At 38.6% G+C, this 22,213-nt stretch carries 26 protein-coding genes and 1 pseudogene; 6 read left to right on the forward strand and 21 right to left on the reverse strand.

Going from position 1 to position 22,213, the window contains the following annotated elements:
- Window position 1: 1 nt before the first annotated feature.
- The gene (locus tag ACQKMF_RS10165; protein WP_101221663.1) at window positions 2-409 is read left to right on the forward strand and encodes an Hsp20/alpha crystallin family protein; all 408 of its coding nucleotides are present in this window, start codon (window positions 2-4) and stop codon (window positions 407-409) included.
- Between the two features lie 63 nt (window positions 410-472).
- Here the strand turns inward: ACQKMF_RS10165 and ACQKMF_RS10170 are convergent, their stop codons facing one another.
- The 8 genes from ACQKMF_RS10170 to ACQKMF_RS10205 form a co-directional block, all read right to left on the reverse strand.
- Window positions 473-3,604, reverse strand: coding sequence for an AAA family ATPase (locus ACQKMF_RS10170; protein WP_427572899.1), 3,132 nt, complete (start codon window positions 3,602-3,604; stop codon window positions 473-475).
- Window positions 3,601-4,746 (reverse strand): exonuclease SbcCD subunit D, encoded by a 1,146-nt coding sequence (locus ACQKMF_RS10175; protein WP_101221661.1) that lies wholly within the window; start codon window positions 4,744-4,746, stop codon window positions 3,601-3,603. The genes ACQKMF_RS10170 and ACQKMF_RS10175 overlap by 4 nt, the downstream gene beginning before the upstream one ends.
- Window positions 4,747-4,908: 162 nt before the next feature.
- Window positions 4,909-5,337, reverse strand: coding sequence for a DUF2621 domain-containing protein (locus ACQKMF_RS10180; RefSeq protein ID WP_137018029.1), 429 nt, complete (start codon window positions 5,335-5,337; stop codon window positions 4,909-4,911).
- A gap of 80 nt (window positions 5,338-5,417) precedes the next feature.
- Window positions 5,418-5,723, reverse strand: coding sequence for a DUF3219 family protein (locus tag ACQKMF_RS10185; RefSeq protein ID WP_101221659.1), 306 nt, complete (start codon window positions 5,721-5,723; stop codon window positions 5,418-5,420).
- A 128-nt stretch (window positions 5,724-5,851) separates the two neighbouring features.
- Window positions 5,852-6,079, reverse strand: coding sequence for a sulfurtransferase TusA family protein (locus ACQKMF_RS10190; protein ID WP_048685981.1), 228 nt, complete (start codon window positions 6,077-6,079; stop codon window positions 5,852-5,854).
- A 40-nt stretch (window positions 6,080-6,119) separates the two neighbouring features.
- A complete protein-coding gene (locus tag ACQKMF_RS10195; protein WP_202190537.1) occupies window positions 6,120-7,175 on the reverse strand; it encodes a YeeE/YedE family protein in 1,056 nt (351 codons plus the stop codon).
- A 166-nt stretch (window positions 7,176-7,341) separates the two neighbouring features.
- Window positions 7,342-7,818 (reverse strand): CcdC family protein, encoded by a 477-nt coding sequence (locus ACQKMF_RS10200; protein WP_101221658.1) that lies wholly within the window; start codon window positions 7,816-7,818, stop codon window positions 7,342-7,344.
- A 413-nt stretch (window positions 7,819-8,231) separates the two neighbouring features.
- Window positions 8,232-8,939, reverse strand: a complete 708-nt coding sequence (locus ACQKMF_RS10205; RefSeq protein ID WP_101221657.1) for a cytochrome c biogenesis protein CcdA — start codon at window positions 8,937-8,939, stop codon at window positions 8,232-8,234.
- Between the two features lie 256 nt (window positions 8,940-9,195).
- Here ACQKMF_RS10205 and ACQKMF_RS10210 point away from each other — a divergent pair, with 256 nt between their 5' ends.
- Window positions 9,196-9,369 carry an aspartyl-phosphate phosphatase Spo0E family protein gene (locus tag ACQKMF_RS10210; protein WP_101221656.1) on the forward strand — a complete coding sequence of 58 codons (174 nt, stop codon included), beginning with the start codon at window positions 9,196-9,198 and terminating at the stop codon, window positions 9,367-9,369.
- A gap of 184 nt (window positions 9,370-9,553) precedes the next feature.
- On the opposite strand, the gene ACQKMF_RS10215 is transcribed toward ACQKMF_RS10210, so the two are convergent.
- A complete protein-coding gene (locus ACQKMF_RS10215) occupies window positions 9,554-9,850 on the reverse strand; it encodes a DUF4183 domain-containing protein (protein ID WP_427572904.1) in 297 nt (98 codons plus the stop codon).
- A 447-nt stretch (window positions 9,851-10,297) separates the two neighbouring features.
- Between ACQKMF_RS10215 and ACQKMF_RS10220 the strand changes: the two genes are divergently transcribed.
- Both ACQKMF_RS10220 and ACQKMF_RS10225 read left to right on the forward strand, forming a co-directional pair.
- A complete protein-coding gene (locus tag ACQKMF_RS10220) occupies window positions 10,298-10,429 on the forward strand; it encodes a DUF4183 domain-containing protein (protein ID WP_241665114.1) in 132 nt (43 codons plus the stop codon).
- A gap of 599 nt (window positions 10,430-11,028) precedes the next feature.
- Window positions 11,029-11,427 carry a DoxX family protein gene (locus ACQKMF_RS10225; protein ID WP_101221655.1) on the forward strand — a complete coding sequence of 133 codons (399 nt, stop codon included), beginning with the start codon at window positions 11,029-11,031 and terminating at the stop codon, window positions 11,425-11,427.
- Between the two features lie 967 nt (window positions 11,428-12,394).
- On the opposite strand, the gene ACQKMF_RS10230 is transcribed toward ACQKMF_RS10225, so the two are convergent.
- From ACQKMF_RS10230 to ACQKMF_RS10255, 6 genes are all read right to left on the reverse strand, one after another.
- Window positions 12,395-13,516 carry an NADH-dependent flavin oxidoreductase gene (locus ACQKMF_RS10230; RefSeq protein WP_402942116.1) on the reverse strand — a complete coding sequence of 374 codons (1,122 nt, stop codon included), beginning with the start codon at window positions 13,514-13,516 and terminating at the stop codon, window positions 12,395-12,397.
- Window positions 13,517-13,584: 68 nt separating this feature from the next.
- Window positions 13,585-13,899 (reverse strand): thioredoxin, encoded by a 315-nt coding sequence (gene trxA / locus ACQKMF_RS10235; RefSeq protein WP_230176528.1) that lies wholly within the window; start codon window positions 13,897-13,899, stop codon window positions 13,585-13,587.
- Between the two features lie 51 nt (window positions 13,900-13,950).
- Window positions 13,951-14,334, reverse strand: a complete 384-nt coding sequence (locus ACQKMF_RS10240) for an IDEAL domain-containing protein (RefSeq protein ID WP_230176529.1) — start codon at window positions 14,332-14,334, stop codon at window positions 13,951-13,953.
- Window positions 14,335-14,434: 100 nt separating this feature from the next.
- Window positions 14,435-14,854 carry an RrF2 family transcriptional regulator gene (locus tag ACQKMF_RS10245; RefSeq protein ID WP_101221650.1) on the reverse strand — a complete coding sequence of 140 codons (420 nt, stop codon included), beginning with the start codon at window positions 14,852-14,854 and terminating at the stop codon, window positions 14,435-14,437.
- 179 nt (window positions 14,855-15,033) lie between these two features.
- Window positions 15,034-15,333, reverse strand: a complete 300-nt coding sequence (locus ACQKMF_RS10250) for a spore coat protein (RefSeq protein WP_427572907.1) — start codon at window positions 15,331-15,333, stop codon at window positions 15,034-15,036.
- Window positions 15,330-15,536, reverse strand: coding sequence for a hypothetical protein (locus ACQKMF_RS10255; protein ID WP_427572911.1), 207 nt, complete (start codon window positions 15,534-15,536; stop codon window positions 15,330-15,332). The genes ACQKMF_RS10250 and ACQKMF_RS10255 overlap by 4 nt, the downstream gene beginning before the upstream one ends.
- Before the next feature lie 120 nt (window positions 15,537-15,656).
- Between ACQKMF_RS10255 and ACQKMF_RS10260 the strand changes: the two are divergent.
- A pseudogene (locus tag ACQKMF_RS10260) lies at window positions 15,657-16,467 on the forward strand (zinc-binding dehydrogenase); the annotation flags it as partial.
- Window positions 16,468-16,790: 323 nt separating this feature from the next.
- Here ACQKMF_RS10260 and ACQKMF_RS10265 read toward each other — a convergent pair.
- From ACQKMF_RS10265 to yneA, 6 genes are all read right to left on the reverse strand, one after another.
- A complete protein-coding gene (locus ACQKMF_RS10265; protein WP_034312934.1) occupies window positions 16,791-17,006 on the reverse strand; it encodes a YneF family protein in 216 nt (71 codons plus the stop codon).
- Window positions 17,007-17,090: 84 nt separating this feature from the next.
- Window positions 17,091-17,531: a sporulation inhibitor of replication protein SirA gene (sirA, locus tag ACQKMF_RS10270; RefSeq protein WP_101221647.1), complete on the reverse strand. Its 441-nt coding sequence runs from the start codon at window positions 17,529-17,531 to the stop codon at window positions 17,091-17,093.
- A gap of 296 nt (window positions 17,532-17,827) precedes the next feature.
- Window positions 17,828-19,831: a transketolase gene (gene tkt, locus ACQKMF_RS10275; RefSeq protein ID WP_101221646.1), complete on the reverse strand. Its 2,004-nt coding sequence runs from the start codon at window positions 19,829-19,831 to the stop codon at window positions 17,828-17,830.
- Window positions 19,832-20,062: 231 nt separating this feature from the next.
- The gene (locus ACQKMF_RS10280; RefSeq protein ID WP_063592970.1) at window positions 20,063-20,296 is read right to left on the reverse strand and encodes a DUF896 domain-containing protein; all 234 of its coding nucleotides are present in this window, start codon (window positions 20,294-20,296) and stop codon (window positions 20,063-20,065) included.
- 65 nt (window positions 20,297-20,361) lie between these two features.
- Entirely contained in the window at window positions 20,362-21,018 is a 657-nt protein-coding gene (locus ACQKMF_RS10285) for a YneB family resolvase-like protein (protein WP_101221645.1), read from the reverse strand.
- A gap of 19 nt (window positions 21,019-21,037) precedes the next feature.
- A complete protein-coding gene (gene yneA / locus ACQKMF_RS10290) occupies window positions 21,038-21,349 on the reverse strand; it encodes a cell division suppressor protein YneA (RefSeq protein WP_101221644.1) in 312 nt (103 codons plus the stop codon).
- 155 nt (window positions 21,350-21,504) lie between these two features.
- On the opposite strand from yneA, the gene lexA reads away from it, so the two are divergent.
- Complete coding sequence (lexA, locus tag ACQKMF_RS10295) at window positions 21,505-22,128, forward strand: transcriptional repressor LexA (RefSeq protein ID WP_101221643.1); 624 nt, start codon at window positions 21,505-21,507, stop codon at window positions 22,126-22,128.
- Window positions 22,129-22,213: the final 85 nt, after the last annotated feature.

Raw genomic sequence — 22,213 nt, forward strand, 5'->3', positions numbered from 1 at the left:
CATGCAAGACAATCAACATGGATCGCAAATGAATGAGGTTGAAAAGTTTGATGAATGGGTAAAAAGTTTTTTTCTGGATCCGGAAACTTGTGCGTTGGATCATCAACTTTTTTCAATTGATATATACGAAAGTGACGATGAGTATATGGTGGAGGCGGTTTTGGAAGATCATGATGTGAAAGATATTAAAGTATGCCTAAGTGATAATGAGCTATCGATCATCGTTGACGATACCCATAAGCCATTTCTTGATAAAAAAGAAGATAAACTACCCACACAGAGAAAAATCCCTTTCCCCTTTTCGATTTGCTCACGCAGAATTACCGCTGAATTCTCGAATCCGATCTTGGTGATTCGCATCCATAAGTTTTCCCCCGGAAAAACAGCAGAAGATATTAACATTGAGTAGTCCGTTCATTAAAAATAAAAAGAATGGCCAGGGGAATTCCCCTTAGCCATTCTTTTTTCTTGATTACCCAGCAAAATAAAAGGACGTCCGACTTCCTTTTTGTGTCGAAATGACTTGAAGCTGGGCATCGATTCTTTCTTTCAATTCCGGGACATGGGATATTATCCCGACCAATCTCCCGGTGCTTTGTATATCCATTAATGCTTCAATTGCATGATCAAGAGATTCAGGGTCGAGCGTACCGAAACCTTCATCGATGAACATCGTTTCAAGTGAAATTCCGCCAGCATTCTGCTGGACAACATCCGCAAGACCCAAGGCAAGTGCAAGGGAAGCCTTAAAGCTCTCTCCTCCCGAAAGGGTTTTGACATGCCTCTCTTGTCCTGTATATTGATCATACACAGATAACTCCAGACCGCTCTGGATATTCCTGCGTGTAGGATCAAGCTTTCGCAATAACTGATATCTTCCGCTTGTCATTTTCAGCAGCCTTGAATTGGCTTCTTTTAGAATATCATCTAAAAAGGCTGCCAATACATAACGTTCAAAAGTTATTTTGAAGGAGTTTTGACCTTTGGAAATCTCAGACAGATGACCGACGATACTGTACCTTTCATCCAAACTTTTCTGTTCTTCCCTGATTTGCGCCAATTTCCTATCGATTTCTTCATTAGTCCGTTTTTCAGCCTGCAACTCATTCTGATTTAGGCGTAAAGACTCCAATTCTCCATCTATGAAATCGAAAGTCTTTTTCAATCCTTCAAGATCCGGTTTGGTCACATCTTTTAATTTCATTTCCAAGTCATGAAACAGACTTAAAACACTTTGCCAATTTTGATTATACTGCTGAACTTGATCTTCCATATTTCCAAGAGCAGCTTCCGATTTTTTTGCCGCCGTATATTCTTTATAATTGGAAAAGCCCTGATTGGTCATTTCCGTAATTAACTTTTCCCGCTCCTCTTTCAATTCTGTCTTGAAAGCCTCTATATTTCCACTTAAGGATTCTGTTTTTGCAATGATGGCCGATTCTCTTTCCTTCACCAGTTGAAGGTTTTTTTGTGCATCTTCCAAGGCCGATTGTAAGCGTTTCTGTGTTTTTACAGCCATTTGATAAACAGCATTATATTCTTCCTCTGTCCTTATTCCGTCAGGCAGGGAATCGGTTAATCCTGTTAGTTTTGTAGAGTTTTCAATATACCTGGTTTTCCCTTCGTCCTCTTTTCTTTCTAAAGAGATCAGATTCTCCTTTAGCTGGGTTGCCTGGTCTTTTAAATCAAGTAACCTTTTTTCCAGATCATTGAATACAGACTTTTTCCGCATCAATTCTTTTAGCTGCTCTTGCATCACTTTGCCGTTTTGTACAAACTGTGTCAAATGCTCTTCAATATCCTCAAACCTAAACTCCGGCAAGTCATTTTGTAAGTCACAAAGCTTATCTTGTGAAGACTCTGCCAGTGCATCATATTTGGATTTCGCTTGATAATATTCACTTTCCGCTTGGCTTTTTTGTTGTTCCGCAGATTTCAGTTTGTTTTCTTGCTCTTTCAGTTCCAAATCCGTCGGCATATGCTCATGCATTTGCGCAGGTTTTGGATGGCTTTGCGAACCGCAAACAGGACAATTTTCTCCTGAGTGCAGCATGGAGGCAAGCATACCCGCTTGGCCTGATCTCCATTTCCGATTCAGGGTTTCCAGTTTTTCCTTCTCCTGAGTTTGTATTCTTTGTAACTCATGGAACCGAATATTCTTTTCATCCAGAACCCGTTTCGTATTAGTTATTTCATTAAGAACTTCTTGAAGCTTTTTAATTTTCGATAACGAAGAATTATTTCTTTCTGCTTCAATTTCCTGATCACGATAAAGGGCAGCTGCTTTTTCCGCTTCTGTTTTTTCTTGAGCGACTTTCTCTGCTTCCGCTTCAATCGCCAGATGTTCCGAAACAGTATTTTCACGAAGTCGTTTACTCGTTTGCCACTCTTTTTCGTCTAAAGTAACCTGTGCTTTTAAGCTTGCAAAAGTCCTGACAGCCTCTTTTACCTGCTCAAGCTGATGAACAGTTCGGACTGCCTGCTCTCTTTCATTTCCCTTCAACATTTCCTTATCATAGGAATCCTGCTTCTCAATGCGCTCAGCCCGTAACTTCTCGGATTGCTCACTTAACTTTTGAAGTTCGGTACTAGCATCTTGTACTTGTTTGCCGATACGCAAATAGTATTGTTCCTGCTTTTCAAGCGATGCCGCTTTGTGTGCCATTTTTATTTGGACTTTCACTAGTTCCATTTCTGGCAGCTTTGCTTCAAGGTTTTCCTTTTCTTTTCGCAGTGTTTCTTTTTCCGAAAATCGATTTAATAAATCGACAGCTTTTGAAAGTTCTTGATTTACTTGATCACGGGCTTTTTGCTTTTCCTGTATTTGTTTATTTATATACTCATTTTTTTCTGTTGCTTGCAAAATGACTTCCTGTAACAAGGGCAAGACCTGCTGTTCATTAGGCTCTTCCCCTTGTAATTGCGCCTGCAATTTTTCATGATTGCCAGGCTGGATGCCTTTCATTAATTCGATTCTCCGCTGAGCACTTTTTTCACTTTGCTTTCTTAGGATCGAAGCCTCTTCTTTTAACTTTTCTTCTATTCGTTTATAAAGTTCAGTATGAAATAATTTCTGAAGAATCTGTTCCTTATCCTTGCTGTCGGAAGTTAACAGTTTTCGGAATTCATTTTGAGGAATCATCAGGATTTGCCGAAATTGATTCGCATCAAGTCCAATGAGCACTTTTATTTTTTCTTCAACTTCTCGTACATTTGCACCCAGCAATTTTTTTCCTTCGGCCAATATCTCATATAACTCAGCCTTTGCTCCAACCGTTGTTGTTCCTTCACCTGCTTTTTTCTTGCGTTCCTGCTGCGGCGACCGGGTCACCAAATACGTTTTTCCTCGCAGGGTAAATTGTAATGAAACTTCCGTCAACATATCATCTTCTGCAAACTGACTTCGCAAATCTTGCCCGCTGCGATCTTCACCGCTGGCTTTACCATATATCGCAAAACTAATCCCATCAAATATCGTTGTTTTCCCTGCGCCTGTCTTTCCAGAAATGACAAACATGGTCCGTTCTCCTAGGGAATTAAAATCAATGGTTTCCCTTCCTGCATATGGTCCGAATGCCTGCATCGTTAAAATATCCGGTCTCATTTCAAAGCCTCCTCTTTCTTAACAGCTTCAATTACCGAAACCATCAAATCCTGCTTTTTGGAATCAAAGGCCCGATCTGTCATTTCTTGATAAAACGTCTCGAACAGGTCCAATTCCGATTTCCGTTCATCTTTTACTGAAGAGAAGGAATTTTTTCTCCTAAGGTCGGTCAAATCCCATTTACGTTCTAAATGTAGTACGTTCGGATAAATCTGGCGCAAGCGATTTATGGGATCGATGAGTGCCCCCTCATCATTTAGTGTTATTTTTAAATAGTCATCCTTTTTTTGCGATTGATAAAAAACGGGATCAAGCAACTCTTCCATCGATCCGGATATTTCCCTCATATCGAACTTGGGTGCCAAAGAACGATAGCGAATATCAAAGCTTCCATCTTCTTGCATATCGACGATCGAAAGCGACTTATTCTGCTTGGCCTCGGAAAAAGAATATTTTAATAGTGATCCAGAGTAAAACACCTTAGGATGACGTATCGCGTCTGGACTATGTAAATGCCCAAGTGCCGTATAATCGAACGCATCGAATAAGTCGGATGAAACACAACCAGAACCACCTACCGACAAGATCCTTTCCGAATCGCTCGTTTTTCCGCCTAATACAAAAGCATGTCCTACGAAGACATTCGGCTCATCCTTATTGAAATTCTCAGCAATCGTTCCGGTTATCCGCTTCATAGCTTCTTGATGGGAATGGATACTATCATCTTCAAAAAGATGGCGAACCGTCCCGGGTTCTGCATATGGAACACAATAAAAGTTCACTCCCTTGATGCGAACCGGCTCACATGTTTTCGTCAATTTCCCATGAATGTATAACTGGCTATGACGATACCATGATGAACCGAATGCCAGTCTTTCCGCAGAATCATGGTTTCCCGATATCGCAACGATCGGTGTATTCATTTTCACATTAATCGTATAAAGGATTTCATCAAGCAGCTCCACCGCTTCAGTCGGCGGAACGGAACGATCATATAGATCACCGGCGATCACAACCGCATCCGGTTTTTCCTCTTCGACAATTTCTATGAATTGCAAGAGCGCATGCCTTTGGTCATCTGTCATATGTACCCCGTGAACGATTTTCCCTAAATGCCAATCAGCCGTATGGATAAATTTCATAGTTTCACTCCGTCCTAATTTTTACTTACTATTATTATATCAAAAATTTTACGAATAGCATGGTTTGGGTACAGACGTTCTAATTTTTACCACACCGCACCATTCTTTTGAATTATTCAGAATAAAAAAAGCAAACTCCAAAAGAGTCTGCTTTTTTCATCATTAGCTGAATAAGTGTTCATATGGACCCATATTCACCTTTCTTTCAGCTAATTTTTTTTGTAAAAATTTATGATCACGTTTTGGTGTGGCAATGATATAGCCGCGTATCACTAAATCTTCCGTAATATCGCCCGCTTTTTCCTTTAACGCCAACTCTCCGATTTTCCCTGCGATTTTATGTCGTGCAACATCACGAAAAAGTTCTGGCACAGGGCTCACTAAATCTTCTAGTAATTCCTTTTGCTGCTTTGACCATAAGTGCTTTGTTTGTTCCAAATAGTATTCTTCCCAATCCATATCGGATTTCCCATCTTCTTTGGGAAATCTTTTCAGGAACTTTCGAAACATGAAAAAGCCACCTATGCTCATCAATATAATTAAAAGGGCTACCCAAAATAGAATAAACCATAAAAACCATCCGCTAAGCAAAGTACCACCTCATATGTATAGAATGATCGTCACTATTATTATAGACAGTAACCCATATCTTTACAAGACTGGCAATGCAATCATTCTTGACCGTTCACTTCCAGCAAGACAAGCGAAAAATCCCCCACCGCATTTTCTTCATATAGATTCGTGACCGAAGTTGCATAGTTAAAGATCTCTGCACGAAACTCCTCGTTTGACTGTGGAATCTTTATATCAAATACCATTTGATAAAGCAATGTTGTAATATCATGATATTCACTATGTGTAACCTTAAAGTTAAAACTGATTTTCCTGATTTCCTTACCTTCAGAATCCTTTACATTTTCAGCATGAAAATCAGTAACATGAATTGGAACATCGTTTAAAATGACCTCGTCTACCATTATCAACATCTCCTTAAAAAAGTGGTTAAAGACATGTTATCACTAGGAGCTTTCAGCGCCAATCATTCAACCTTGAAAAAATGAAAAAACGTGCACAGGAAACCCGCGCACGTTTTTTTCCAATCAATTTACTTTCCCTTTTTGACGATTATTCTCCATTTAGCATCATCGATTTGCTCAAACTCCGTGATCTCATGACCTTCGGTAGCAGCCCAACGGGGAATGCTCTCCGTTGCTTGTGTGCAATCGAAATTAATGATCAATTCCTCTCCTTTTGCCATGTCCACTATTGCTTCTTTCGCTTCCACTAAAGGGAATGGACATACCATCCCAGTCGTTTCCAATACCTTTGCCATTTATATTCCACTCCTTGATCAAAAATTTTCGGCTCGTATCTTAAGCCGCTTTGGATGCAGCAGCTGTCTGCTTTTGCTTACGGATAATCGTGAAATAAGTTGCTACCCATGTACCCAGCAGGAAAAAGACAATCGCGATCCAACCTTGCCAAGCAAATAACGCCGAGTTCACCAGACCATTTCCGATTGTGCATCCTCCGGCAACACTTGCGCCGAATCCCATGGTTACACCGCCAATTGCATTGTTACGTAACGTTTTCATATCAGGCAAACGCCAACGGAATTCCCCGCTCCCTTTGGCTGCAATGAAAGCACCAAGGAAAATGCCCAATACTAAAAACGTACCCCAATCGATTAACGCATCATCTCCGGTTATAAGGAAAGTTAAAATGTTCGCGGAAGGCGCTGTAATTCCCAGTCCGAACATTCGGCCTGTCATTGCACTTAGCGGCCATGCCATGATTGCAATAAGGCCAACCAATAATGCTGTAACAAAAGGATGCCAACGTTTCTCGAATAAGATGTGGGCCAATCCCGTCTTTTTCGGCTTCATTTTAAAAATTGGCAGTTTCGGCTTTCTCAATTCACGAATCACCAATATGCCAACCAAGAGTGTCACAATAATCACAAGCACCCAAGGCGAAACATTTAACGTTTCATGAATATACGTATCATTTGTACGATATGATAATAGATTATCTCCAGCCACTTTCCATATACCATATTTCGTCATTGCTGCCCCTAGCATATATCCAAAAAGGGCAACCCAACTTCCGATCATGCCCTCTCCGGCACGATACCATGTTCCAGTGGCGCAACCTCCTGCCAGAACCATACCAATACCAAAAATAAAGCCACCCACGATTGTTCCCAACCATGGAAAACCATCATTTCCAAACTGAATGACCCCTGTATCATTCAATGCATAAACACCAATACTTTGTATCGCTATAACAACAAATGTAGCCAAAAACATCCGTCCATCTTTAGCTAAAATCAAATCACGATATGCACCAACAACACAGAAACGGCCTCTTTGAAGCACAAATCCAAGCAATAAACCACAAATAATCCCGAACACAATCATTTGTAACATGTACCGTTTCCTCCTTAAGTAAAATAATAATAATAATAATAATACTAATATAATATAATCCGGATGAAATTACTAGGTTTTTGGATTATTTTTTTTACTCATGAAAAGTTCCAGGCAAATGAAAAACCCGAGTCATCATGAATATCGACTCAGGTTTTTTTGATTATCACACCATACTGCTTCTGCCGAAACTGGCTGCTTTAACTTTTTTATATTGGTAAAGCATGGCAATTCTCCACGGAACGATCATCGCGAAAGCAAGTAAGAAAAACATTCCGCTCAATACACCGATTTCAATCGTGCTTCCAAGCATCAGTTTTGCCACCAGTCGAATCACCATGAGACCAATCAATATGAATATGAACGCTTTAGAGCGCAGAATATAAATTTTTTCATCTCTTACTTCAAATTTAGATGTTTTAATCAATAAGATGGAAAATAACATCCCTGCAACAATAGCCTCCAGCAATTCGTATCGAGTTACACGGAACATCGGGAAAATAAACATTAAAGCACCCGTACTCATAAACAGCGGCGGTAAGATGATTTTCTTTTCATTCACTGGTTTTTTCGTTTCCTTCATCCGTAATATGAAAACACCTATAGCCATCACGATCGCTATACCTGTTGATATATATATCATCTCTTAACCATCCCTTTAAACTAAAAATAGGTAAGTACCATTAAAAATTATATATGACTTCAATTTATAAACAAAGTATATATTACCTATTTGAGATAAACAAGGAGGTGTTATTGAATAAGCTATCATTTGATGCTTCCAATGCCCCGCCTTCGTCCAAAGGCTTGAAGAAAAAAATCTTGCACCCTGGCTTACTATAGCCTTTGATAACCATATTTTTGCTGACCACCTATAGCAGAGCTTATTATAACCTTTGCGGCATGAAATTCCTTTTTAATTTCTTAGGTCAGGATTTAATTTTGATATACCGACAATTCAGTGAATGACCTTAGACCCAAAATAAACGAAATTGATACCATAAGACCTAATAGCAGGCAATCAACTAGAATATTGAAAAAATAACTTATTATGGACTAAAAACCCGTGAAGCCACCGAATAGTCTAGACAGGACTGCAATTATTTTGGTCATCCAATTAAAAAACAAAATCACACCCATTACAATCATTAAATATCCGCCAATCTTCATGATGTATTGGCTGTACTTTTTGATCCATTTCAATTTTCCGACAAAGAAGGATAATATGAAAAACGGTATGGCAAATCCTAAAATATAGGCAGTCATATAGCTCATGGCGGCACTAGGATTTGTTGCACCCAGTGAAATGACAGCGCCTAATAGCGGACCTGCACAAGGGGTCCATCCAGCGGCAAAGGCCAGTCCGATAAGAATGGAACCTATATATCCGCTAGGTCGGTTCTTGAATTCAAAGCGGCTGTCTTTCATCAAAGATTTCGGCTGAAAGATTCCTACAATGAATAAACCAAAAATGATTATCAGGATGGCGCCAATCTGACGAATTAATTCTTTGTAATCCGCGAAAAAAGAACCTAGGTATGATGTGCTAAAACCTATTGCGATAAAAACCAGAGAAAACCCAAGCAGGAAGAATAAGGTATGCAGCATGCTCCTTCTTTGGAGCATGGCGTTCTCGGATTTGATTTCACCAACACTCATACCAGTGATATAAGATAAAAAGGCCGGATATAACGGTAAGCAGCATGGCGAAATAAAACTCAGGAATCCCGCCCCAAATGCTAAAAACATATTAATATCATTCAAATAAGCTCACTCCTATGTATGTCAACCTATAAACATTGTAACAAATAAGATAAAAAAATACATTTATGGAACTGTGAATATTTCATGACAGCCAATTGCCTAAAAACAGAATGGGGCGACGGTTTAATTTTCAATAAGATAACTTATTTGAATTCATTAGTCCAAGCCGATATAATTGTTATATTCATACAGATTTTACAACGAACACATAAATTAATGGTACCATGAAAAAATGTTGGGCCAGAAAGGAAATATAATGGCTAAAAAGAATGAATTTCTCGAACAGATTGAATTGAAGAGAAATGAACTTATCAAGATTGTCGCTAAAGATGGTTTGAACTCAAATGTTGCCGTTGAATACAGCCAGCAACTTGATCAATTATTAAATAAATATAATGAACTTTTTTATAAAACAGGTACAAATTTTTAACCCAGTACCTCTCCCATTGATAACCACATATATTATTATATGATTTATTTTGCTGTCAATCTCCCCTTTTTCATTCTTTCACAATTTGAATACATAGGCATGACATTTGCTATATTAAAAAACAGGCAAGCACTATGGGCGCTGCCTGTTTTCCTGTTTTTTCATTTAAAATAATGCTTAAAAATCATGTAGCAATATCAACATCGGATGTCGGTGCATAGTTTGTCACAACAAGAACGATAGGAGATCCAGCTAAGATGGAAGAACCGTCCGGAACAGTGATCACAAGACTTCCTACCCCAGTGGCACCTGGTGTGTATGTTGTTAAATCCTCCATTTGCAGCACCCCATTAATAAACACCTCATATGAACTGTTTTCAGTACTTAATACAGGCAGTACAGTCGCAGGGTCACCAGTATCCGAGAAAAAGCTTGCTGGATCAATTGAAAGCGTGGTTGGACCAGTCGATGCGGCAGGCACGGCACCTCATAAAATAATCGGGTGACCAATGGATTCACATTGATCACCGAGGTAGCCGCTATCGCTAATTTCATTATTTTTAACGGCAAAAAATTCACCTCTCTTCTCTCCATGCTATGACTTTTGCAAAAGGAATTGTATAGACAATTTCCAAAAATGGTCCTCACGATAAACTGTACTTTATATAAATGTATAAGGAGATAAGAAAAAGGGGAGAGTTTTAGAAATGCACAGTAAATATTTCCGTTTCATTAAAGAAGATACAGCTATCCCGAGACCTTTGTTGTTTTTCCCTAAGTGCTCTCCCAACGAAGTTCGCACGAGGATCCCAAAAAGAATCATTTCTTATGAATTTTATGCTATTGCAAATGGGTGCCAACGGATTTATGAAAGAAAAAGACGGAATAGCTGACATAGACAATACTTGATCCATCAAATGTATCCTATATGAATTTATTCATAAATGGTGTATTGCAGCCCCACGATAATTACACCGTTGAAAAAGGAAAACTTAAATTGAATACGATTGATATCCCAATAAAAGGTACACCAATCATTTTGCAAATGTTCATTATTTAAATGAGCGGCCTGTTCCTAAACGATTCCTAAATTAAATAAAATTGAAATTGAATTTCATATACTAATCATGAGGAAAATTGAGTAATTTACGAGTAAAAGTATAAAACTTAAGAGTAAATCAACATATTTCACGAGTAAATCAGCAAAATTCACGAGTAATTGCGTAAAACGCATGAGTAAAGTGTAATTCACGAGTAAACGAGCCAAACTCACGAGTAAATCAGCAAAATTCTCGAGTAAATGAGCAAACCTCACGAGTAAAAGTGTGAAATTTACGAGTAAGATAGATATAGCAGTAGGGTATCCGTTTGAAGACCTTTATTGCGACTATGAAATTCAAACTGAAGCTAACCTACAGTAGGAAAAAGGAATGTGTTACGGTTCTGACTTATTGTTTTGCTCCAGGCTAAGTTCATCTGTTTTCCAAAAACCCTCCTGTTGAAATAAGCCATAAGAGATTAAATTATGTTTGACAAATCACTAAAATAAGATTATCTTTAATTAAAGATAAATTAATTCGAGATAACATCTTTTTTTAAAATCACAAATCTCGAATTAAAGATATCTAAATTCAAATTAAATTCCAGGAGGAATCATAAATGATTGGTATAGGCTTATTAGTTATACGTGTAGTTATCGGTTTATCGTTTGTAGGTCATGGGGCACAAAAATTATTTGGTTGGTTTGGCGGTCATGGCTTGAAAGGTACAGGAGGCTGGTTTGATTCGATTGGCATGAAGCCAGGAGTTACCATGGCCCTATTTGCTGGTCTATCAGAGCTTATTGGCGGAGCTTTGTTTGCATTAGGTCTCTTTACACCCTTTGCAGGTATATTGATTGCACTTACAATGCTCGTTGCGATCGTTAAAGTCCATGGAGCAAATGGCTATTGGGCAACTCAAAACGGTTATGAATATAATCTTGCCATCCTTGCAGTGGCGATTGGCATAGCGTTAACGGGAGCTGGCCCATACTCACTTGATTCCTTTCTATTTTAAGGAAATCGGTGGGTTTGCTAAATCCCTACATTACGGATAACACGGAGTGGGTTTAATCCACTCCGTGTTTTTTCTTTTTCCCCATTGCTCAGAAATTTTCATCTTGGTTATTAAAGCTTAAAAATCGAGTAATGGATACTTCGATTATTGTGTTGAGGAAATAGGAACATAGGTTGTCCCATATTTAAATAAGATGGTTTCAATATTGAAATGCAAACTACCTGTGAAATCACTGCTGTACAGTAATTTTTACAAATGAGTTGGAATAATGCCATTAAATTCGAATCCTATTCTTTATGTTCCTGCAAACAATTGTTCCTAATTTGAAATATCATGTCTAAAAACCAAGACTCATAATCAGGAAAAATAGAGTACAGTAATAATGAGAATGATCATAACCTCATGTTCTTTTATCTCCGGGTGTTATTAATCTGTTGTTAGAATGGGGGCCCCATGAGGCAAGTCATTATTAATTTCATTTGCATTCTAATAATATCAGTGATTTTATTTTTTATCTTTAGCTATGATGCTTCTTTAGATGAACATTTTATATTGTCTCTTTTACTTATCATTTCTCTGCAAATATCTTTGATATTAGCTATTCTGTTAAAAAGAATGTAACACCAGAAGAGCAACCATTAATTAATGGTTGCTCTTCTGGTGTTACCTAACGTCCTTCCTAACCTTTTTCAAGTGTTCCGTAAAGAAAGCCCCTTTCCTCACCAAAATTTCCGAATGCATCTGCCGATGAGACTTAATTTCTAGTCAATGAAAATTCTAAATCTTTCCCCTGTTTTATTTTCCGAAACAGCTTAGAAATAGAATACTCAGTTTAAGGATTCAATTTGAAATTCACTTAATAGATTCTCACTCCTATAAGTGGTATCTCCATAAACATAAAAACCCCTGATAAGGAACACTTTTATCCTTATCAGGGGTTATTGAAAACCAGAATGCATTTTTTACTTTATTCTACCCCTGGGAACCATCCTGGAGAGTGGATGATCGCTTGCCATAATGGATCTGGAATATCTAGTTGCAGCTGATTATCTTTGTTTATTTTTGTCACGATTTCTGCTTCCCTGCCTTGCTCCACTTTTTGTACCCATTCAGGATCGATTATGATTTCACGGCCTAATGCGATTAATGGAATCCCGGATTGCAGTGCTTTAATCGCATCATCCGCTGTATAGATGGAACCAACTCCAATGACGGGAACTTGATCTCCGATACGTTCTTTTATAATTTCTATCCGAGGTCGGTCAACGTCGGCTCCCCGTCTTGCTTTCGACCAGAATTCCATTAATGAAACATGAAGATAATCCAAATCCTTTGTTACAAGTCCATCAATCAATGCAAGTGTATCATCCATGGTTATTCCTGGAGTTTCCGGCTCCTCCGGTGAAAAACGATATCCTACGATGAAGGGATCCTTTGCATGTTCAGCAACAGCCTTTTTCACTTCATCCACAACCGATAATGGAAAAGTCAGGCGCTTTTCAAGGGAACCGCCCCACTTGTCTTCACGACGGTTTGAATGAGGAGAAAAGAATTGCTGAAGCAAGTACCCATTAGCACCGTGAATTTCTACACCGTCAAATCCCGCTTCAATGGCACGTCGGGTGGTTTCACCAAAGTCGAGAATGATCGATTCTATTTCCTTTTCAGAAAGTGGACGCGGAACTGCTTTCCCTTCGCCTTCCGACGGGATATTGCTTGCGCTGACTACATCACCATCTACTAATTCCGGTGGAACCTCTCGGCCGCCATGAAAAATCTGGAGAATTGCCTTTGCCCCTTTCGCTTTAATCGCTGATGCCAATCGATTTAGACTAGGTATCAATTCATCCTTATCTCCGCCAAATTCCCCATGAAAACCTTTTCCATTAGCCGACACGTAAGTACAAGCCGTTATAACCATGCCTACACCGCTTGACCGGCGTTCATAATAATTAACTTCTGCGTCGGTAACGGTACCGTCAGAATTAGAAGAGAAATTTGTCATAGGTGCCATCACCAATCGATTTTTCAATTCCATTCCCTTTCCTAAATTGAACGATTCAAATAATGGTGTATATTTAGAATTCATTTAGTAATCCTCCATTTTGTAACCCACTGGTTTGTATAATAAATCAAATCCGCAAACTAATTTAAATATCATGCATACTTTACGATTAATGCCGAAATGGCTTCTTTTGGCTGGAAGCCAATAGCTTGATCTACCTTTTCTCCATCTTTGAATAGAATAAGTGCTGGAATTCCCATCACTCCATATTCGCTTGTCGTATTTGAATTTTCATCCACATTAAGTTTTACGATCTTAACCTGATCACCCATTTCCTCATCGATTTCATTAAGAACTGGGGCAATCATTTTGCACGGACCGCACCACGGTGCCCAAAAATCAACCAATACTAAACCTTCCTTGATTTCACTAGCAAAATTATCATCTGTAACATGTTCTATTGTCATGATCATTTCCTCCTTGTATTATCCGAAATATTTATGGTCTTTACTCACCATCTATTTAAAATCAAGTTTTGCGATTCTATTTCCCGGGATAAAAGCCTCTGATTTCCTGGCATTTATTTTCGGATGGATTTTGATGGATTCCAATTTACCGGATAACTCCATGAACCATGTTTCATCTTTAGAAAGTAAAGCCAAATCAATTAAGGCCAAAAGATGTGTTTCGTTACTGATTTCTAGATCCGGCAGCTTTTCAGTCCATCTACTTGGAATCCAAATAGATTTCCCAACCGCTTTTTCATTGTCACTTTCCACCACATTCACTTTAACAATTTCACGATTATCGCTCACGTTTTCAACGAAACCATGGATAAGTTCTCCATCTCTTGATTTTCCCTGTACCCAATCCCCATTTTTGAACAGATTGTTTTCAACCATTTCCTTAACACCCCTTTTATATTCATTTAATATTAAAACTATAGTTATTAACTGTATTAATAAAATATACATTTTGTGCAAAGAAAAAACTAAATCAATATCACGGACATTGTTTAATTTTTTCCAAAAAAGTGCTGAGAGTTATATCTTCCAAATATTTTTCAAAATACAATTCTGCTTCATCGAATATTTGATCCATGACTACCTGGGTATTGGAGGATATGACACATTTTTTCTCCGGATCGCCTGTACACCATTTCGGTTTCAAGGTTCCATGTGAGACCGTTATATAAATATCTGCCAAACTTACCTCTTCAGGATTACAGTCTAGAATATAACCTCCGCCCACACCTTCTTTCGTTTTAACAAATCCCTTTTTTCTTAAGCAACTCATCATTTTCCGAATCCTTGCCGAGTTTGTACAAACGTTTTCTGCGATAGACTCACTGCTTGCCATATGATCTGGTAGATAAGCTAAATAGACCAAACTATGCACAGCTATTGTAAAATCACTATTCACTTTTCGCATCCTCCTCAAGGAGATTACTGTAATTTTAATGTTTACAGTTGGTAAAGTCAACTCAAAAAACTCAACAGAGTTCTCAACTTTGTTGATTACTTTATGATTGCTATGAAATTCCCTCCTATACACAAAGGATAGAGGGAATTTCATTCAGCTAATTTTACAAACCGATAATATCATCGTTGAGAAAGATTCAAAGCCGTACTAGCCGCTTTTAGATTAACTTTCGATTGCTCAATTATATCCTGAGGATGATAATAACCTTTTGAAACCATGTAATCACTTATTAGCCCATGTGTTTCTACAGCATACCTCAGCTGTTCCCGTAATGCAGCCCTCAATTCAGGGGAAGCTGTTTCTGTTATGGCGAAAGTCGTATTTCTTATTCCTGATTTGGCAGAATTCAGAAAGTCAGTAGCAATAACCTGATCGGTCATACCACCCATCCCCGCCATATTTTGCAAAAAGTTAGTCATTGTCTTCCCTCGCCTTGGTTTACCAGGATTTCCTGTAATTTTTTAATATGCTCTCTTCCGCTGCTCATGTCTTGTAAAAGAATGTTTTTTAATTCCGTGTCTTGGACTAACCCATTCATTGTAGAAGCTTTTGATAGACAAAGGCTTTTGAAGTTCAATATTTCATGCAGTTCTAACGTTTCATGCAGTCCCAACTTTTCCACAAGAAGTATCTCTCCTTTCAGTAACAATCACTTACTTATCTTTCGTTGTTCAAAAGCTCTTATTCATTCCTTTTCATTTTTTTAGAAGGTTAAAACCATTTGGAAAACAACATGTAGTCACATGGAGAAATGGGCGGGTTTTTTGGATATTCAGAAACAACTGGCGGTTATGCTGGAGGACAAGCAGAATATATGCGGGTCCCTTATGGGAATTTCACTCCTTTTAAGATTCCAGAAGACTGTGAGATTGAAGATGAAAAATTGATATTACTCGCCGATGCAGCTTCAACCGCATTTTGGAGCGTTGATCATGCAGGAGTAAAACCAGGTGATACTGTAATCGTCTTAGGCTGCGGTCCCGTTGGATTACTCGTACAAAAATTTCGCTTGGTTCAAAGGAGCGAAAAGGGTCATTGCCGTCGATCATCTCAACTATCGTCTGGAACATGCAAAAAGGACAAATAAAGTCGAAATCGTAAATTTCGAACAATATGAAAACGTAGGGGATTATCTCAAAGACATAACTAAAGGCGGAGCCGATATTGTAATTGACTGTTCAGGCATGAGTGGTAAAATGACTCCCATGGAATATCTTGCAACGGGGCTGAAGCTTCATGGCGGTGCAATGGGTGGTATTGTAATCTCCTCACAAGCGGTCCGTAAAGCAGGAACCATTCAAATAACTGGTGCTTACGGAGGGCGTTATAATGGCTTTCCGCTAGGAGATATATTTCAAAGAAACGTGGATATCAAGACCGGACAAGCTCCCGTTATCCATTATATTCCATATCTCTATAATCTAATATCTGAAGGAAAAGTTGATTCTGGCGATGTCGTAACCCACGTACTACCATTTGATCAAGCTAAACATGGTTACCAAGTATTCGATACAAGGACAGACGGATGCATTAAAGTGGTGTTAAAACCGTAAGTATTATATAGAAAATTGAATGGCCAGGCATTCAAATTCAGAAACGATACATGAATTATAGTAAGTTTCTGAATTTGATGAATCCTGTGTAGTAGTTTGAAAGTCACATGAACTAGATTCCCTCTATATGAAACCTTTCAAGCCCATGATTGCCCTCTTGCTTATCTCCTTACAACACAAAAAACCCCTCTCTCTGATTTAGTTTCCACCAGAGAAAGAAGTTTCGGATTAGTAACGAAAGATAAAGCAAAAACAAGAAAAATTTATGATGAAAGATTCACTCTTCACGGTAGTTATGATTTGCTTATCTTATAATTGCTATCTTATTTTGTTTGTTGTTTATTCATGGCGCTCATCATTTGATTAATTTTCTTTTGGGATGGTTTCATACCCATTTGCATCATCATCATTTTCAGCATCTGTTCGTTAATTGGCGGATTTTTCTTTAAGTAATCCATCATGTATTTACGAGCGATGAAAAATCCCAGCACTACTCCAGCAATCAATGCCAGTACGCCAACTAGAATGTAAACCCACATACTATTTCCTCCTTCGTGTTGTCTAACATCAGTGTACTAGACCAAAGGTTATTATACAATACCCGCTACTGAAAAGTCCCCCATTTAGACAAATTTTCTTTCTTTTATCGGTTTTAACCAACCGTATTTTTCATGTTCAAAATCAATGGCCAGAAAGCTCGCTTCATATTTTCGAATACTTTCAAAGAAAGCCGTCTCCGCTTCATAGTCTCCTTCAGCTTTTAGAATAATGGAATCATGCTGAATGATTAAAACGGCCTTACTTGATCCGTTTGTTTTTTCTAAATAGTATTTTCCATTTTGAGTCCAATAATTCATCTTTTTTTGCAAACGTTGTTCAATGGCTAACTGCAACTGGATAATCGGGACTGTTTTGGTGACATATTCGATTTGTTTTTGCAAAATACTCTTCAGTCTGCCCTTTGCTTGAATATACTCCAAAAACAAATTGAAAAATAGCCTTTCTCTTCCATAATAATGATGGGCAAATTCATCTTCGATTAAATAAATTTGATAGGTTCTCATCAGCCAATGCCTCCTAGCTTTCCTATTTTGGTCACGAAAATAACTAACCACCAGGACATTCTCCACTATTTTCCACTATTAATAACTTTCCCCTTTAACTGACACATTTAAACGAAATTTATTTATTCTCATTATATATTGACAAACTAAAAAGATATGTTGTTTGCTGGAGAAATTTTCTTCTTTTTTTGTCGAATGGAAGATTTCCCTTAGAATAGAAGCACACAATATAAATCAGGATTGTTTTTGATAAAAAAACTGACACCAAACTAGTTGGTGTCAGTTCTCCATTACTATTAGTTAAGCATTTCCTTAACACGAGCAACTACATTTTCTACAGTAAAACCGAATTCCTCCATGATCTTTCCGCCTGGTGCAGAAGCTCCAAAATGATTGATGGCCAATATTTCACCCTCATCACCTGCATAACGATCCCAACCAAACGGTGAAGCCACTTCGATAGCTAGACGTTTTTTCACTGCCGGATTGATTACGCTTTGTTTATATTCTTTAGATTGAGTTTCAAATCGATCCCATGATGGCATGCTGATAACAGAAACATCAATTCCTTCGTTCGCCAAAGCTTTCTGTGCTTCCACAGCCAAGTTCACTTCGGAACCAGTCGCAAGAAGTAATGCATCGGCTACTTCTTTCTTAGAAGCAGAGATGATGTAAGCTCCTTTTGAAACACCTTCATACGCAGTTTCGGAAGTATCTTTAATTGTTGGCAATCCTTGACGAGTCAGTACAAGGGCAGTTGGTTTATTTGTAGACTCCATAGCCACTTTCCAGGCTGCTGCCGTTTCATTGCCATCAGCTGGACGGATTACCCCTAGGTTAGGCATTGCACGCAATGATGCCAATTGTTCGATTGGCTCATGAGTCGGTCCGTCTTCTCCTACAGCAATGCTGTCATGAGTGAATACATAGTTTACAGGCAGTCCCATTAGTGCTGCCATTCTAATGGCAGGACGTAGATAATCAGAGAATACGAAGAATGTTCCTCCGTATACTTTTAATCCACCATGAAGTGCCATTCCATTTAAAGCCGCACCCATAGCGAATTCACGTACACCGAACCATATATTACGGCCACTGTAATTACCAGGTAATAGATCAGTCTCACCTTTGATGGCAGTATTATTAGATCCGGCTAAATCCGCAGAACCCCCAATGAAGCTAGGGACCCTTTTGGCAATAGCATTTAGCACTTCCCCACTTGAAGCACGGGAAGCTAATGTTTTACCTTCTTCATAGACCGGAATTTCCTGATCCCAATCAGCAGGCAGTTCACCTTTGATGGCCAACTCCAATTGCTGTGCTAACTCAGGATGTGCTTCTTTGTAATTTTTGAACAATTCATTCCAAGCTTCTTCTTTTTGAGCGCCTGCATTAACAACAGATTCATTAAAGTGTGAATACACTTCTTCCGGAACATGGAAGTCCTCTTCAAATGTCCATTTATATGCTTCTTTTGTCAATTTCAGCTCATCTGCACCAAGCGGAGCGCCGTGAACAGCAGATTTACCTGAACGGTTTGGTGAACCGTAACCAATAACCGTTTTCACTTCGATTAATGTTGGGTGTGCATCGTCGGTTTTCGCTTCTTCAATCGCTTTAGCAATTTCCTGAAGATCATTCCCATCCTCAACGCGGATATATTGCCATCCATAAGATTTGAACCGGTCTGCTACGCTTTCACTAAATGATTGGCTTAAGTCGCCGTCAAGAGAAATATCATTAGAATCATATAAAACAACGAGTCTTCCGAGTTGTAGATGTCCAGCTAATGAAGCGGCTTCTGCAGAAACACCTTCCATTAAATCTCCATCTCCACAAATGCCATATGTATAGTGATCGACCACATTATAAGAATCGCGGTTATAGCTTTCTGCCAAGTGACGTTCAGCCATTGCCATTCCTACTGCCATTGCGATACCTTGTCCAAGCGGCCCGGTTGTTGCATCAACACCAGCCGTATGACCGTATTCAGGATGTCCTGGAGTTTTACTGCCCCATTGACGGAAGCTTTTCAAATCATCGATAGATAAGCCATAGCCCGATAAATGAAGAAGGCTGTATAACAGCATAGAACCATGTCCAGCTGAAAGAACAAAGCGATCTCTATTAAACCAATCGGGATTTTTCGGGTTATGGTTCATATATTCGGTCCATAGTTTATACGCCATCGGCGCAGCACCCATTGGCATACCTGGATGGCCGGAATTAGCCTTTTCAATTGCATCAATTGATAATGTACGAATCGTATTGATAGAAAGTGCATCTAATTTATCTAACATATTGTAAAAACATCCCTTCCTGTAATGTACCTCTTTATATTATAGTGACAAGCATAATATCACAACTAAAATCACTATTTACTGCCTCAATATTACAATTTTCTATAATAACAGAAGTCCCCTATTTAGATTAAACTAAATAGGAGAATACATACATGCATGCACTCCCTTTTTACTCCTAAATGCTAACAGGATACTCAAGCGGAATGTTTTATCAGAAGGATCCAAGCATTAATGTAAGTTTCTTTTTTCTTTTATATTTTTTATCTTTTGAGGAGTGACGTCATTACCTTCTGGATCAACGACCTTCACATGCTCCAACGTATCGGACATGGACTTTCTGAATGTTTCCAAATACTCACTTCTCAATTGGGTTTGCTCTTTCGCCTCAACTTCCGTCAAACCTTCAGCCTTTGCCTTTTTAGAAAGTTCATTAATACGGGCTATTTTTTCTTTTGATAACATAATTTCGCTCCTTCATAATCTCCGGATATTGTCATGGTATTAAAAAAAAAGCGAAATTACAAGTTCTAAGATTTACTTTCATTTGTATTCAGTTGATGTTCGAGAAAACGCCTGTTCACAGTAGCCTTTGAAACATTGTATCCAAATCCCCTTAAAGTGGCTGCGATTTCTGCGAATGTCAATCCATTGGCCCGAAGTTTAATAATTTCTTCAATAGGGATTTCCATACGGTCCCTTCCAGTGGAATTCCTTTGATTCTGAAGGTTTTTTTGAGGACGGTATCCTTTTTCAACGGCTCTTATCATCCCGCGCTTTATTTTAAGATTATGTAGTTTCCTTTGGTATTCTTCTACAATACCGACTATCTGGATGACCATGGCATCCGAATCCGATAACTCAAGCTCCCCGTCATGTGAGAGTGTATAAATTTTAACATTTTCTTTAAGGATGACATGGAAAAGGGCTATTTTGGCATTCCCTCTTCCCAGCCTTGTTTCATCCTGGATTAATAGTACTTCAGCTTCTTTAGTTTTAAATAGTTCGAGCATGTCAAAAATGCCATCCCGATTCAACTCATAACCACTTGCCTGCTCTTTTATTATGGATATAACTTCAACATCCATCTTTTCTGCCAATTTGACTAACTCATCTTCCTGCCTTGCCAATGATGTTTCCTGTGACTCTTTTTCTGTGCTGACCCTACAATAGATTACCGCCTTCATAATACCCTACCTTCACTGCTTACTGCTCACTGGCCAAATTCTGGACAAGTTCTTCCCCTTTAACCGGTATGACGATGACTTGACCAGGTTTAATTGTATCCGCCCTGACACCATTATGCTCTTCTATCCAACCAATGAATTCTTTTTTTGTCAAATTTGCTTCTTCATATTCTTCAGCGATTCCCCATAGGGTATCACCTTCACTTACTTCTATAGAAAGGAAATCCTTTTTTGGATCATTGTTCAATGTACAAGAGAATAAAATTGAAAAGATGAATACTGATCCCGCTAATAGAATCGTATAAATATAATTTTTGTATAAATTTTTCATAAATATCCCTCCAAAGCGAATGTTCGTTCGTATGTTATGGTCAAATTATAATACGAACGCTTGTTTCAGTCAACAACAAAATTCGAACTTATGTTTGTATAGAATTGGGGGCCATGCTATAATGTAGCAAAGAACATTGGGGAAGAGGTGCACATATGACTAAACTATCAAAAAGGCAGCAAGATATTCTTGATTTCATTAAAGAAGAGGTCCGCCAAAAAGGGTATCCACCTTCCGTACGGGAGATTGGTGAAGCAGTGGGACTTGCTTCAAGTTCAACAGTACACGGGCATTTATCACGCCTGGAAAGCAAAGGCCTGATTAGACGTGACCCAACCAAGCCAAGGGCCATTGAAATAATGAATTTGGAGGAAGCGAACAATATTCCAAAAGTCAATGTCGTGAACGTGCCGTTACTTGGAAAAGTAACAGCGGGAATGCCGATAACGGCCATTGAGAACATAGAAGAATACTTTCCGCTTCCCGAAAGCATGGTTCCACATGATGACCATGTATTCATGCTGGAAATCATGGGTGAAAGTATGATCGAAGCAGGAATTCATGATGGGGATTATGTCATCGTGAAACAACAAAGCAATGCCAATAATGGAGATATCGTCGTGGCCATGACGGAAGATGATGAAGCCACTGTAAAACGATTCTTTAAGGAACCGGATTACATAAGGCTTCAGCCTGAGAACTCGAATATGGAACCAATTATTTTACGAGATGTTTCGATACTTGGAAAAGTAATAGGCTTATATAGACAAATACACTAAAAGCGCTAACCGCGCTTTTTTTGTTTGTTTAATCTATGTCCCGAATTCTCTCAATATGCATATGGAATTTTAATAGAATCAAGTT

The sequence above is a fragment of the Peribacillus sp. NPDC101480 genome, assembly GCF_050277335.1.
GTDB lineage: Bacteria > Bacillota > Bacilli > Bacillales > DSM-1321 > Peribacillus.

Bases quoted from the DNA above. Each gene is read 5' to 3' on its own strand.
- yneA (WP_101221644.1), bottom strand. From the start codon at position 21,349: ATGAAAAATTTATACAAAAATTATATTTATACGATTCTATTAGCGGGA.
- ACQKMF_RS10175 (WP_101221661.1), bottom strand. From the start codon at position 4,746: ATGAAATTTATCCATACGGCTGATTGGCATTTAGGGAAAATCGTTCAC.
- ACQKMF_RS10200 (WP_101221658.1), bottom strand. From the start codon at position 7,818: ATGATATATATATCAACAGGTATAGCGATCGTGATGGCTATAGGTGTT.
- lexA (WP_101221643.1), top strand. From the start codon at position 21,505: ATGACTAAACTATCAAAAAGGCAGCAAGATATTCTTGATTTCATTAAA.
- trxA (WP_230176528.1), bottom strand. From the start codon at position 13,899: ATGACAATAGAACATGTTACAGATGATAATTTTGCTAGTGAAATCAAG.
- ACQKMF_RS10225 (WP_101221655.1), top strand. From the start codon at position 11,029: ATGATTGGTATAGGCTTATTAGTTATACGTGTAGTTATCGGTTTATCG.
- ACQKMF_RS10280 (WP_063592970.1), bottom strand. From the start codon at position 20,296: ATGTTATCAAAAGAAAAAATAGCCCGTATTAATGAACTTTCTAAAAAG.
- tkt (WP_101221646.1), bottom strand. From the start codon at position 19,831: ATGTTAGATAAATTAGATGCACTTTCTATCAATACGATTCGTACATTA.
- sirA (WP_101221647.1), bottom strand. From the start codon at position 17,531: ATGAGAACCTATCAAATTTATTTAATCGAAGATGAATTTGCCCATCAT.
- ACQKMF_RS10210 (WP_101221656.1), top strand. From the start codon at position 9,196: ATGGCTAAAAAGAATGAATTTCTCGAACAGATTGAATTGAAGAGAAAT.
- ACQKMF_RS10165 (WP_101221663.1), top strand. From the start codon at position 2: ATGCAAGACAATCAACATGGATCGCAAATGAATGAGGTTGAAAAGTTT.
- ACQKMF_RS10240 (WP_230176529.1), bottom strand. From the start codon at position 14,334: ATGGTTGAAAACAATCTGTTCAAAAATGGGGATTGGGTACAGGGAAAA.
- ACQKMF_RS10170 (WP_427572899.1), bottom strand. From the start codon at position 3,604: ATGAGACCGGATATTTTAACGATGCAGGCATTCGGACCATATGCAGGA.
- ACQKMF_RS10285 (WP_101221645.1), bottom strand. From the start codon at position 21,018: ATGAAGGCGGTAATCTATTGTAGGGTCAGCACAGAAAAAGAGTCACAG.
- ACQKMF_RS10195 (WP_202190537.1), bottom strand. From the start codon at position 7,175: ATGTTACAAATGATTGTGTTCGGGATTATTTGTGGTTTATTGCTTGGA.
- ACQKMF_RS10230 (WP_402942116.1), bottom strand. From the start codon at position 13,516: ATGAATTCTAAATATACACCATTATTTGAATCGTTCAATTTAGGAAAG.
- ACQKMF_RS10190 (WP_048685981.1), bottom strand. From the start codon at position 6,079: ATGGCAAAGGTATTGGAAACGACTGGGATGGTATGTCCATTCCCTTTA.
- ACQKMF_RS10265 (WP_034312934.1), bottom strand. From the start codon at position 17,006: ATGTGGGTTTACATTCTAGTTGGCGTACTGGCATTGATTGCTGGAGTA.
- ACQKMF_RS10220 (WP_241665114.1), top strand. From the start codon at position 10,298: ATGAATTTATTCATAAATGGTGTATTGCAGCCCCACGATAATTACACC.
- ACQKMF_RS10250 (WP_427572907.1), bottom strand. From the start codon at position 15,333: ATGACTAACTTTTTGCAAAATATGGCGGGGATGGGTGGTATGACCGAT.
- ACQKMF_RS10185 (WP_101221659.1), bottom strand. From the start codon at position 5,723: ATGGTAGACGAGGTCATTTTAAACGATGTTCCAATTCATGTTACTGAT.